General features: G+C 68.6%; 14 protein-coding genes and 1 pseudogene. 10 read left to right on the top strand and 5 right to left on the bottom strand.

Translation table 11 applies throughout. The annotated features are described in order from the left end of the window. Window positions 1–54: 54 nt before the first annotated feature. A complete protein-coding gene (locus ACFV4K_RS31565; RefSeq protein ID WP_379279866.1) occupies window positions 55–975 on the bottom strand; it encodes a helix-turn-helix domain-containing protein in 921 nt (306 codons plus the stop codon). 398 nt (window positions 976–1373) lie between these two features. Here ACFV4K_RS31565 and ACFV4K_RS31570 point away from each other — a divergent pair, with 398 nt between their 5' ends. Together ACFV4K_RS31570 and ACFV4K_RS31575 are read left to right on the top strand one after the other, a co-directional pair. Beyond that, window positions 1374–2186, top strand: a complete 813-nt coding sequence (locus ACFV4K_RS31570; RefSeq protein ID WP_379279867.1) for a PIG-L family deacetylase — start codon at window positions 1374–1376, stop codon at window positions 2184–2186. 190 nt (window positions 2187–2376) lie between these two features. Beyond that, window positions 2377–2868 carry a hypothetical protein gene (locus ACFV4K_RS31575; RefSeq protein WP_379279869.1) on the top strand — a complete coding sequence of 164 codons (492 nt, stop codon included), beginning with the start codon at window positions 2377–2379 and terminating at the stop codon, window positions 2866–2868. Here ACFV4K_RS31575 and ACFV4K_RS31580 read toward each other — a convergent pair. Then, window positions 2865–3371, bottom strand: a complete 507-nt coding sequence (locus ACFV4K_RS31580; RefSeq protein WP_379279870.1) for a hypothetical protein — start codon at window positions 3369–3371, stop codon at window positions 2865–2867. The two genes, ACFV4K_RS31575 and ACFV4K_RS31580, sit on opposite strands and share 4 nt — an antisense overlap. 222 nt (window positions 3372–3593) lie before the next feature. Between ACFV4K_RS31580 and ACFV4K_RS31585 the strand changes: the two genes are divergently transcribed. Both ACFV4K_RS31585 and ACFV4K_RS31590 read left to right on the top strand, forming a co-directional pair. Then, window positions 3594–4652 carry an asparagine synthase-related protein gene (locus ACFV4K_RS31585; RefSeq protein ID WP_379279871.1) on the top strand — a complete coding sequence of 353 codons (1059 nt, stop codon included), beginning with the start codon at window positions 3594–3596 and terminating at the stop codon, window positions 4650–4652. Next, window positions 4649–5416: a pyrimidine reductase family protein gene (locus ACFV4K_RS31590; RefSeq protein WP_379279873.1), complete on the top strand. Its 768-nt coding sequence runs from the start codon at window positions 4649–4651 to the stop codon at window positions 5414–5416. The genes ACFV4K_RS31585 and ACFV4K_RS31590 overlap by 4 nt, the downstream gene beginning before the upstream one ends. A 416-nt stretch (window positions 5417–5832) precedes the next feature. Here the strand turns inward: ACFV4K_RS31590 and ACFV4K_RS31595 are convergent, their stop codons facing one another. After that, a complete protein-coding gene (locus tag ACFV4K_RS31595; protein ID WP_379279874.1) occupies window positions 5833–6111 on the bottom strand; it encodes a hypothetical protein in 279 nt (92 codons plus the stop codon). On the opposite strand from ACFV4K_RS31595, the gene ACFV4K_RS31600 reads away from it, so the two are divergent. Next, complete coding sequence (locus tag ACFV4K_RS31600) at window positions 6110–6436, top strand: hypothetical protein (protein WP_379279876.1); 327 nt, start codon at window positions 6110–6112, stop codon at window positions 6434–6436. The two genes, ACFV4K_RS31595 and ACFV4K_RS31600, sit on opposite strands and share 2 nt — an antisense overlap. Here ACFV4K_RS31600 and ACFV4K_RS31605 read toward each other — a convergent pair. Further along, window positions 6396–6680 (bottom strand): YciI family protein, encoded by a 285-nt coding sequence (locus ACFV4K_RS31605; RefSeq protein WP_379096463.1) that lies wholly within the window; start codon window positions 6678–6680, stop codon window positions 6396–6398. The two genes, ACFV4K_RS31600 and ACFV4K_RS31605, sit on opposite strands and share 41 nt — an antisense overlap. 41 nt (window positions 6681–6721) lie before the next feature. Beyond that, the gene (locus ACFV4K_RS31610) at window positions 6722–7264 is read right to left on the bottom strand and encodes an amino-acid N-acetyltransferase (protein ID WP_357096706.1); all 543 of its coding nucleotides are present in this window, start codon (window positions 7262–7264) and stop codon (window positions 6722–6724) included. A gap of 174 nt (window positions 7265–7438) precedes the next feature. On the opposite strand from ACFV4K_RS31610, the gene pgsA reads away from it, so the two are divergent. The 5 genes and pseudogenes from pgsA to ACFV4K_RS31635 all read left to right on the top strand — a co-directional run. Then, entirely contained in the window at window positions 7439–8101 is a 663-nt protein-coding gene (gene pgsA, locus ACFV4K_RS31615) for a CDP-diacylglycerol--glycerol-3-phosphate 3-phosphatidyltransferase (RefSeq protein WP_379279878.1), read from the top strand. A gap of 52 nt (window positions 8102–8153) precedes the next feature. Beyond that, window positions 8154–8648, top strand: coding sequence for a CinA family protein (locus tag ACFV4K_RS31620; RefSeq protein ID WP_379279879.1), 495 nt, complete (start codon window positions 8154–8156; stop codon window positions 8646–8648). A gap of 81 nt (window positions 8649–8729) precedes the next feature. Next, the gene (locus tag ACFV4K_RS31625; protein WP_213556733.1) at window positions 8730–9095 is read left to right on the top strand and encodes a helix-turn-helix domain-containing protein; all 366 of its coding nucleotides are present in this window, start codon (window positions 8730–8732) and stop codon (window positions 9093–9095) included. A 187-nt stretch (window positions 9096–9282) separates the two neighbouring features. After that, window positions 9283–10107, top strand: a complete 825-nt coding sequence (pspA, locus tag ACFV4K_RS31630) for a phage shock protein PspA (protein ID WP_357096702.1) — start codon at window positions 9283–9285, stop codon at window positions 10105–10107. 393 nt (window positions 10108–10500) lie between these two features. Next, window positions 10501–10895: pseudogene (locus tag ACFV4K_RS31635) on the top strand (hypothetical protein); the annotation flags it as partial.

A 10895-nucleotide genomic window follows, 5' to 3' on the forward strand; every position in this document is an offset into this window, starting at 1 on the left:
GCGACACCACCACCCCCACGTGCGGCCGACCCCTCGACGGCCGCTGGAAAATGGTCATTGGGTTGCGATGCGGTGGATTTCATCGCGAATTGCCGCGAGGAATTCGCGGGCATCGTTGTCGAACAAGGCCATTCGAGCCAGCGCGTCCCAGCGGCGGCGATGGGCGTCGACGAGTTCGGGTCCGCGAGTGACCATGCTGCCCGGGATCGGCTCCGCGGAAGCGACCGCATGGTCCTCGTTCTCGTAGATGACGAACCCGTGCGGAATCGTGGTGATCGCCTCGATATCCTGCGGAATCACCCCGATGGTGACCGTATCGAGGGTCTCGATCGAGATGATCCGGTCCAGCTGGGCCAGCAGCACCCGATGCGGTCCCGGCCGAAAACGCAGGGCCGCTTCGGTGATCAGGAATGCGAACCGCTTCGCGGGGTCGTACAACACCTGCTGCCGATCCAGGCGCGCGGCCAGCGCCGCCGCCGCCGCCTCGGGCGCATAGGGCGGGTCGAAGGTGTCGAACACTCGGCGCGCGTAGTCGGCGGTCTGCAGCAGGCCGGGCACCAGCGCGGGCTGGAAGTTCCGCACCACCTGAGCGTCCCGCTCGAAGGCCTGCACGTCGTCCTGCAGATGTGGACGGTTCGCGAGCGCGCCCGCCCACTCCTCCACCTCGGGCGTGTGCGCCGCCTCCGTGAGCGAACGCAGCGACTGCCGAGAATCCTCCTCCGCCCCAACCGCTTCGGCCCAGCCGAGCACCTGCGGTAGCGGAGGAACCACGGTCCCCGCCTCGATCCGGGACAAGGTCGACTGACTGATCCCGACCCGCTTCGCCAGCTCCCGCCCGGAGATCCCGGCCAGGTCCCGCAACCGACGCAGCTCCGCGCCCAACTGCTGGCGCGGATGCGACCGGCGCACAACCGAATTCGCGGCTGTCGCCGCGCCCTCGGTCGCGCCCCGTGTCGGCTGATTCTGTGGATCCATGATGATTCAGATCGAATCATCTCGATTCGGACAGGTCAAGACTCATCCTGAATCATGACCGGAATCACATGCCGGACAGTCTGATTCCATGGGCCGGCTCCGCGTCGAGATGCCCGGGTCTCGGACACCACTTGCCTCGCGGCGGCGTCTGAGGCGTCCCTGGTCGGCTGGGCGGCGGCGGGCTGACGATCGCCGCCGAGTGCGCGAGCGATCCGCGGGCGCGGTCAGCGCACTGTCGGCGGCTTCGGCCGGTATCGCGTTCGAGCTGGTCCCGGGCCGGACCGCCGTTGTGCCGGCGGCAGGGTGATCGATTCTGTGGCGGTCGGAATCCGGCGACAGGTCATGGTGTTCATTCGAGGATGAGCACGGAAGTGCCGTGCGGATACAGACGAGGACTCATGACCGAGCAGCTGACGATCATGGCCGTGCACGCCCATCCGGACGATGAGGTCATCGGGACGGGTGGGGTGCTCGCGCAATATGCCGCCGAGGGAATCCGGACGGTGCTGGTGACCTGCACCAATGGGGAGCAGGGGGACGCGCCCGGGGGAATCAAGCCGGGCGAGGCGGGGCACGATCCGGATGCTGTTCGGGTGCAGCGGCTTTCGGAGCTTCGAGAGTCGGCGGCCCTGCTGGGGATCGAGTATGTCGAGTTGTTGGGGTATCGGGACTCCGGGATGGTCGGGTGGGATGGGAACCGGCATCCGGAGGCGTTCTGGAACACGCCGGTCGATCAGGCGGCGGCGCGACTGGCGGACCTGATGCGGCAGTACCGGCCGCAGGTGGTGGTCACCTATGACGAGAACGGGAATTACGGGCATCCCGATCACATTCAGGCCAATCGGATCACCGTGACGGCGGTCGGTTCGACCGGGATCCCGGACAAGCTGTACTACACTGCGATTCCGCGGGAGCCCTCGCTCGAGCGGTTCAAGGTCATGCGGGCGCAGGGGATGATCGATTTCGATCCGCCGGCGGACTTCGGCACGCCGATCGACGAGATCACCACGATCGTGGATGTCGCGCCGTATGTCTCACGGAAGATCAAGGCGCTCGAAGCACATGCCAGCCAGGCCGACAGCGTGCCGTTGCTGCGGTTGCCCTCGGAGATGCGGCAGTCGTTCTTCGGGACCGAGAGTTTCGTACGCCGTGCCTCCAAGCTCACGGTGGAGCCCGGCCAGGAAACCGACCTCTTCGCCGGACTGCGTTGACTCGGCGGCCGGTGCGCTGCTGATCGAAAGTACCGAACTGGCCGGGCGGGCTTCCTCACCTCGCCATCCGCCCAGCTATCGTTGATTTATCACGAATGGGAGAATGCGGACGTGAGTGACGTGATAAAGACGATCAAAGATCAGCACGGGGTGCCGGCGGGTGTCGTGGCACCCGTCGGAGGATAGTTCGATGTCGGACCATGAAGTGCCGGGGCGGGGATCCTTGCCTGGGCCCGGCGCGAACCGGTTCGATGCCGTGGAACGGCTGCGCGCGAAGCTGGAAGCCATGCGGGCAGGCGAGGCTTCCACGCCCGAAAAGGACGATTCGAATCTGACCCGCCTGCCGCGTCGCCCGCGGCGCACCACCGATCCGGCCCCGGGCCCGCCGTCCATGCCCTGGAATCCGGCGGGCGGCTCCGCCTACGATCCCGCGCCGACCCGGCCGGTGACGCGCGCGGAACTGCAGGGTGAGACGGGCTGGCTGCCGATCGATCCGGGCCGCGCCCAGCACCCCTCGCCCGCCCCCGAGGCGGGCCGCGGCGACGGCAGTGTCATCGACTTCAACGCGGCGCGCCGGCGCCGAGCCGGTGAGGACGCCCCGGCCACCGGCATGCGGCCCATCGCCAAACCACGCCGCATCGGATCCGGCGACGCGCCCGAAACCAAGGGCGATCGCGGCTAGAGCCGCTTGAACACCCAGCGGGCACGCGGCTCGTCGCTGACGTGACCGAGCAGCGCGATCGGCACCGCCGACGCGGTATCGCCGTAGAGAGTCAGGCTGGGGTCGGCCGCCAAGCTGACGCGATGATTTCCCGCGGTCTCGCTCACGTACCACAGGCCCGTGTCGGCGACCCCGCACACGGCCTGGCCCACCGAGTAGGTGACCGGATCGAGCTTGACCGGTTGCAGACACAACCGGGTCGAGGAATTGAGCAGCTGGTACAGCGGACCCGCGGGCTTGTAGGTGATAAGCACCGTCTCCCAGCGATTCACGTCCGCGCCGTCGTCGACGATCGCCTTCGCGCCGGTGGGGGCCGTCACCGCCGGGCGCAGCGTGTAGGCCGGTTGCGCCTCCAGGAAGATGCGATACCGGCCCGGGCGTAGTGGTTCGGCGGCGGCGGGGGTGGCCATGACTGCGGCGAGAATCAGGTGAATCACGATCACGATAACGGCGCGGGCGGACATGACGCTGCTCATCCTTTCAGGGAGGTGCGCGGACGGATTCACGCTGCGCACGGGTGAATTCGAAACGCCGGCGGCCCGGACATGATCACGGGCCGCCACGCTTCCTATTCGAGGCCGATACCCGTCCGGCGTGCCCGATTTGCCCCGTCACGGCTGGAATTTCCGGAAGGCCGGGTGTTGTAGGTTCGACTGCGTGATCCGCGGCGAAGGAGTATCGAACCCATGACGACTGCTCGCACCGAGCGGGTCCGCGCCGACCAGACCGGCGAGACCATGCAGTTCGTCGCCGACCTGCGCGATATCGCCGCACCCGATCCGGGATTGCGGCAGGTCACCGACCCCGCGGTGGCGGCCGAACTGATCGGGCAGGAGTTGCGGGATCGGCTGCGGGCCGTGCTCGACGCCGCGACGGCGGATCCGGTGGTGCTGCTGTCGGGCGGAGTCGACTCGATCCTGGTCGCGGCCGCCGTCGTCGCGGCCGGTGCGCGCCCGCACGCGATCACCATTGTCTCCGAGGGCGGTACGGACCGGGAGAACGCGGAAGCCGCGGCGCGGGCGCTCGGCCTCACCCACGAGGTCGTCGAGATCGACGAGCCCGCCGTCGTCGACCTGGCCGCGCACGCGATCGATCGCCTCGGTGTGCCGGAGCTGTGGGAGGTCACCTACGCCGTCCCGCTGCTCGCCGCGCTGCCCGCCCTGGACCGCCTCGGCGTGGTCGGCCCGATCCTCACCGGCAGTGGCGCCGACGCGATCGTCGCGGGCGGCAAGCGACTGCGGCATCCGATCGGCTCGCCCGAGGCCGTCGAGGAACTCGACCGCACCATTCGCAAGGAGTCGGCGAACAACTTCGTCCACGCGCGCCTGGTGCCGGACTTCTATCCACGGATCATGGGGGAGTACGCCGACCGGTTCGTGCACGTCTTCCAAACCGTCCGCATGTGGGAGGTCGCCGAGACCTTCGCCCCGACAGCGCTTTTCGGCGAACACGACGGAGAACCGGCCGACAAGCTGTGCCTGCGCCTGGCCTGCGAGGCGCTGCTGCCCGACGCGGCGCGCGGACTCGCCTGGGCGAAGAAGTCGGCGATCCAGCGTTCGGCGGGCATCATGGGCGCACTGGCCACCGCCGCGCGGCGGCGGGCCGCGGCCATGCCCGGCGCGACCGCCTACGGCGACCCGATGACCGAACCGTACGAATCGGTCGCCACCCGGCTGTTCCTGGCTCTGCTCAGCACGGATCGAACAGGGTTCACCGCGGATCGAGAAGGAAAGGGCGTCCGATGACGACCAGCGGAACCTCGGCGGCAGGGATCCCCGACATCGTCGGCGCCACCGGCCTCACCGACGCCGACCTCGCCGACCTCTACGCCTACCCGGACACCACCGAGCCGCAGGTCCGCGCGAACTTCGTGGCCTCCGTGGACGGCGCGATCAGCACGGACGGCTCCTCCAGCGGCCTGACCAGCCCCCTGGACCAGCGCGTTCTGAAATTGCTGCGCAGCCTCGCGGATGTCGTCCTGGTCGGGGCCGCCACCATCCGGGTCGAGGACTACCGGGGCATCCGGATCCCCGAATCCGGGCAGCAGCGCCGCAAAACGCTGGGCCTGGAACCGATTCCGCCGCTCGCGGTGGTCAGCGGCCGCGCCGACATCGATCCGGGCTCGCGGCTGCTCACCGATACGATCGTCCCGCCGATCATCCTGACCACCGCCGCCGCGCCGACCGCCGCCAAACGCGCCCTGGCCGCCGCGGGCGCACAGGTTGTCGAGCTGGGCCCGGATCGCGTCGAGACCCCCGCCATCATGGACACCCTCGTCGGCCTGGGCATGCGCCGCATCCTGTGCGAGGGCGGCCCGAGCCTGGCGGGCCAGCTGGCGGCCGACGACGTGCTCGATGAACTCTGCGTCACCACCGCACCCACCGTGGTCTGCGGTGATGCCCGCCGCATCACCCACACCGAGCGTCCGGCTCAGCTGCGGATGGACTGCAAGCACATCATCTTCGATACCGATGGATTCCAGTTCGCCCGCTGGGCCCGGAAGCCATAGCGGGAGCGCTTCGAATCCGGCGTGGCTCCGGTTCGGCTCCGGCGCAAGATGATTCGCTCGATCGGGCACTGATTGTCTTTGTCGTGCTACGAAATAGGCGGCGGCCCACTATATTCGGGCTCAGGTGCGCGCGCCTCGCGTGAAGTTGAGCCCACCGGCAACACCCACAACCGCGTGGGACCACTGGCCAGGGCGTGTGTCGCGGCTCACACGTCCGTTTCAGGGCGTGTCGCTGCCGGTACTGTCCTGTTTTGTCAAACATGCTGAGCGATCACCATGGGCGATTACCCCCGAGCGGGCCCCGAACCGACGCAGACCGGTCCGGGGCTCGGTCGGTCATGCATATCCGGGTGATGTTAAATCTGTTGTGGCACACGTGGTTACACCAGATGTCCTGATTGCCGGGTTATTGTGGATTAGTGGTTGTGGGGGCTGAAGAGTTTTGTCGCCAGGGCGCCGAGCCCGAAGTGACCGACCGGATGCTGATCATCGGCCTGCTGCTCGCGGCGGCCGCGATCGTGTGGCACATATACGCACTGCCGATCGATGATCCCTACTACGGACTGTTCAACAATGGCGTAGATCTGGACGTCTATCAGGCGCGCGAACCGCGAGCTACTTGCTGTCACCGTGACGGGGATGACCGCCGCCTGTGTCTCCCCGTTCTCCTGGGGACACCACTGGGTGTGGTTCATGCCGTTGGCGATTCTGACCTGGCATTACGCGCGCACCGCCACCGTCCGCTGGGCGATGCTGGCCCCCGTGACCGCCGTCCTCATCGGATTCAGCTGGTGGTGGACCTTTTCCGACCGTTCGCCCATGGAGGGCTCCCCGCATCCGACCGGTATCGGCCTGTTCATGCTGACCCGCGCAGACCGGTCGGTGTGGTGGGCGTACCTCACCGTGCCGACCTACGCGGGCTGCTATCCGCTGCCGATGATCGCGACCGGCGCCGTGATCATCGGGCGCAGTGCGTGGTTCAGGGAGCGAACGCGCCCATGGTCGGCAACCATTCGGTGATCCGCTTGTCCTCGAGCAGGCCCTCCCGATTGAACGGGTCGTCCTCGAACAGCTTGGTGACCGCGGCCAGATCCTCGGCCGAGGCCAGGATGAGCGCCCCGGACCCGTCCGCGTAGGGCCCGCTGGTGAGCACGGTGCCCTCGTCGACGAGTGCGTTCAGCCAGGCCCGGTGCTCGGGCCGGTGGATGTCGCGGGCCGGGACGGTGGCCTCGGAGTAGACGTAGTGGATGGCGAAGACGGCCACGGGCACGCTCCTGATCGAAATCGGTGACGGATACGGAAGAGTCAGAGTGTCAACAGCATTCGGGTATTCCCGAGCGTGTTCGGCTTGACGTAGGACAGGTCCAGGAATTCGGCGACACCGGTGTCGTAGGACCGGCACATCTCGGCGTACACCTCCGCCGTCACCGGCGTGCCCTCGATCTCCGCGAACCCGTGCCGGGCGAAGAACTCCACCTCGAAGGTGAGCACGAACAGTCGCCGCAACTCCAGCTCGCGCGCGACCGCGATGAGCTGCTCCACGATCAGCCGCCCCGCGCCGGTGCCCTTGATGTCCGGGTGCACCGCGACCGTGCGCACCTCGCCGAGGTCGGCCCACAGCACGTGCAGCGCCCCGCAGCCGAGGATCACCCCGTCGCGTTCGGCGACCCAGAATTCCTGCACCGCCTCGTAGAGAGTGACCAGGTTCTTCTCGAGCAGGATGCGGCCGGCGTAGATGTCGATGAGGTGTTTGATCTCGGGCACGTCAGAGGTTCGCGCTCGGCGGACGACCGGCGCTCCCGCCGCCTGCCCGCCGATCGAACCGCTGTCTGGTGCCCGTGTTGTCATGGGGTGCACAGTAGTCGGCCCGCGTACCGATAGGCTTGTCGGTGTGTCGCACATCCAGCTCTCCCGCATCCCGGCCTGGCCCGGAAACCGTGGCCGGTCCCGCGGCCGGTGGGGGCGCTGGTGACGGTGCAGCGTGACGAGATCGAGGGGCGCTGGGTCGACCCCCGTCCCGCGGTGAGTCCGGGCTTCGCGCCCGCCGCTCGTCCGCAGACCGACCGGCCGGACGCCCTGGCCGTGCACCGGGCGGAGACGCTGGTCGAGCCGAAGCCGGTGCCGCTGCTGAACATCGCCAATGTGCTCACGGTCCTGCGCATTCTCATCGTGCCGCTGTTCCTGATGGCGTTGTTCGCCCGCGGCGGACACGACCCGCAGTGGCGCTGGGCCGCGGCGGCCGCGTTCGGCGTCGCCGCCATCACCGATCGCATCGACGGGCAACTGGCCCGCAAATACGGTCTGGTCACCGACTTCGGCAAGCTGGCCGACCCCATCGCGGACAAGGCGCTGATCGGGGCCGCGCTGGTCGGGCTGTCCATGCTGCACGATCTGCCCTGGTGGATCACGCTGGTGATCGTGGCCCGCGAGCTGGGCATCACCCTGCTGCGGCTGGTGGTGGTCCGGCGCGGGGTGATTCCCGCGGGCCGCGGCGGCAAGCTCAAGACGCTGGTCCAGTCGGTCGCCATCGGCGTGCTGCTGCTGCCGCTCTCGGGCGCCTTCGCCACGGCCGGAATGGACCTGATGTACCTGGCCGTGCTGCTGACGGTGGTCACCGGTCTCGATTACGTCGTGCAAGCGGCCCGGTTGTGGTTCGGGTCGCCGGGCGGCAGTCGTGCCGCGTGAGGTCCGGCCGGACATCGACGGCGTGCTGTCGCGCGTAGCGACCGCCGGTCCCATCCCGCCCGACCCGCTGGTCACCTCCGCGCCCGCCGCCGACCTGGTGGCCGCGCTGATCGCGGCCGAGCAGACCGTGGCCACCGCGGAATCGCTGACCGCCGGACTGCTCAGCGCAACCATTGCGGGAATTCCGGGCGCGAGCGCGGTGTTGCGGGGTGGGCTGATCGTCTACGCCACCGACCTCAAGGCGTCGCTCGCCGGTGTGAGTGCCGACACGCTGACCTCGGATGGTCCGGTGTCCGCGAGCGCCGCCGAGCAGCTCGCCGTCGGCGCACGTGAGCGGTGCGGAGCGGACTGGGGAATCGGACTTACCGGAGTCGCCGGACCCGAACCGCAGGACGGCCGACCGGTTGGCACGGTATTTGTTGGTATAGCGGGTCCGGAGTCCACCGAGGTGCTTCGGTTGAAGTTGCCGGGTGACCGGTGGACGATCAGGGTGGGCGCGGTACGCGCCGCGGTCACCGAGCTCGTCCGCTTGGTTCGGGGCGAGTGACGACACCGGGAACGCGCGGCCGACGCCGGACGTTGTCCAGTCAAACGCTGGGTCCGGCGAGACGAGTGTGAGGAGAACGAGATGACGCTGCTGCGAGAAGCCATCGGGGAAAGCCTGCGGCGCGCTCGGGTCGCCCAGAGCCGGACGTTGCGTGAGGTCTCCACCTCCGCGCGAGTGAGCCTGGGGTACCTGTCCGAGGTCGAACGGGGTCGCAAGGAGGCGTCGAGCGAGCTGCTCGCCGCCATCTGCCAGGCCCTGGACGTCCCGCTGGCGCAGGTGCTGTTCGATGTGAGCTCCACCATGGCCGACGCCGACAAGGCCGCCGCGAAGGTGCCCGTCCGGGGTGGGGATGGTGACGTGGCGATGGCCGCGGACGGAACTTTCGGACCCCGCATCGTGATTCCGGCCCCTAAGTCGGATCGTCTGGTGCTGGTGGCCGCCAAGTGATCGCTGTGCTGAGGGGCCGAAAGGGATAAATTCTCTGTAGGCTTCGTCCCGGAGAGGTCGTGCTGTTGCCGAAATCTCTGGAACGACCGTTGCACAGTGGAGATATGGGACAACAGGGGTGCGCGACGGTCGCGCACTACTGTCGCGCTACGGGGCGCGGCACGTCATATGGAGGCGGGATCAATCGATGGCTAATCCGTTCGTGAAGGCCTGGAAGTACCTGATGGCCCTCTTCGACTCGAAGATCGAAGAGCATGCGGATCCGAAGGTTCAGATCCAGCAGGCCATCGAGGAAGCCCAGCGCCAGCATCAGGCTCTGTCGCAGCAGGCCGCGTCGGTGATCGGCAACCAGCGCCAGCTGGAGATGAAGCTCAATCGTCAGCTGGACGAGGTCGAGAAGCTCAACGCCAATGCGCGCCAGGCGGTTATGCTCGCCGACCAGGCCACCGGCGCGGGCGACACCGAGAAGGCGATCCAGTACACCAATGCCGCAGAGGCTTTCGCCGCGCAGCTGGTGACGGCCGAGCAGTCGGTCGAAGACCTGAAGGTGCTGCACGATCAATCGCTGCAGGCCGCCGCCCAGGCCAAGAAGGCCGTCGAGCAGAACGCCATGCTGCTGCAGCAGAAGGTCGCCGAGCGCACCAAGCTGCTGTCTCAGCTGGAGCAGGCCAAGATGCAGGAGCAGGTCTCGGCCTCGCTGCAGCAGATGGACTCCACCCTGTCCGCCCCCGGCACCACCCCGAGCCTGGACGCGGTGCGCGAGAAGATCGAGCGCCGCTACGCCAACGCCCTGGGTTCGGCCGAGCTGGCCCAGAACTCGGTGCAGGGCCGCATGATGGAGGTCCAGCAGGCCTCGATCCAGATGGCCGGCCACAGCCGCCTCGAGCAGATCCGCGCCTCCATGCGCGGCGACGCCCTGCCGTCGGGCGGCGCCCAGCAGCAGATCCCGCAGGGCCAGCCCGCCCAGCCGGCGGCGCAGCCGTTCAACAAGGGCCAGGCCGCCCAGCAGTAACTGCTGCGCGGAGAGTAGTACACGATGGGGAGATCGCGGGCCGACCAGAGTCCCGCGACCTCCCCTGCCCGTTTTCTTCGCCGAACCCGGACGAAACCCCCCGATCCCATCCAGGGCTTCCCCTCACCCTTCGGTGCGCCCGCAAACTCCCAGCCGCCCGCGCAGCCCGAAACCTCCGGGCCTGGAACGGCTTCTGCACCCACTCCAGCCGGAGCCACTGGACAATTCAGCGCGCCAAGTCATGCGGCGCCGCCGCCCACCCCGTCGGCGGGACCCGGTGTCGGGCGTCCCGCGTTCGCAGCGGCATCCACTCCCGTGAATGGAGCATTCAGCCAGGCACCAGGATTCGCGGGTGGGCCGGTGAACGCGCGTGGGGCGGCCCCCGCTTCTGGCGTGCAGGGTCCTGAGGCAAAGGCGTCCGGTCGGCGTGCGAAGAAGCGGGCGCGGCGGGAGCGGGCCACCGAGGCGGTGCGGGAGGTGTTGGCGCCCACCGGGTTCGAGCCCGAGGAGTTGGCGCAGCGGCTGCCGGACACCTTGCGGGGTGTGGGGGAGCAGGCGTTGGTGGCCGTGCGGAAGTGGGCGGATCCGCGGGAGCGGGAGCTGCGGAAGCGGCGGCGGGCTCGGCGGCGGAGTTTCCGGCTCGGGACCGCCTCGGGGTTGACGACGGCCGGAACCGTTGGGCTGGTGTTGATCTCGGCGCCCGCGTGGGCGGTGGTCGTGGTCGGTGGCGGCGCGGTCGCGCTGGTGACCGGGACCGCGGTGACGGCGCGGCGGTATCTGGACATGCG

The organism is Nocardia sp. NPDC059764 (genome assembly GCF_042732555.1).
In the GTDB taxonomy this organism is placed as follows: domain Bacteria; phylum Actinomycetota; class Actinomycetes; order Mycobacteriales; family Mycobacteriaceae; genus Nocardia.

Coding starts and splice junctions, on each gene's coding strand:
- ACFV4K_RS31565 (WP_379279866.1), bottom strand. CDS start 975: ATGGATCCACAGAATCAGCCGACACGGGGCGCGACCGAGGGCGCGGCG.
- ACFV4K_RS31570 (WP_379279867.1), top strand. CDS start 1,374: ATGACCGAGCAGCTGACGATCATGGCCGTGCACGCCCATCCGGACGAT.
- ACFV4K_RS31575 (WP_379279869.1), top strand. CDS start 2,377: ATGTCGGACCATGAAGTGCCGGGGCGGGGATCCTTGCCTGGGCCCGGC.
- ACFV4K_RS31580 (WP_379279870.1), bottom strand. CDS start 3,371: ATGTCCGCCCGCGCCGTTATCGTGATCGTGATTCACCTGATTCTCGCC.
- ACFV4K_RS31585 (WP_379279871.1), top strand. CDS start 3,594: ATGACGACTGCTCGCACCGAGCGGGTCCGCGCCGACCAGACCGGCGAG.
- ACFV4K_RS31590 (WP_379279873.1), top strand. CDS start 4,649: ATGACGACCAGCGGAACCTCGGCGGCAGGGATCCCCGACATCGTCGGC.
- ACFV4K_RS31600 (WP_379279876.1), top strand. CDS start 6,110: ATGCCGTTGGCGATTCTGACCTGGCATTACGCGCGCACCGCCACCGTC.
- ACFV4K_RS31595 (WP_379279874.1), bottom strand. CDS start 6,111: ATGAACCACACCCAGTGGTGTCCCCAGGAGAACGGGGAGACACAGGCG.
- ACFV4K_RS31610 (WP_357096706.1), bottom strand. CDS start 7,264: ATGACAACACGGGCACCAGACAGCGGTTCGATCGGCGGGCAGGCGGCG.
- ACFV4K_RS31625 (WP_213556733.1), top strand. CDS start 8,730: ATGACGCTGCTGCGAGAAGCCATCGGGGAAAGCCTGCGGCGCGCTCGG.
- pspA (WP_357096702.1), top strand. CDS start 9,283: ATGGCTAATCCGTTCGTGAAGGCCTGGAAGTACCTGATGGCCCTCTTC.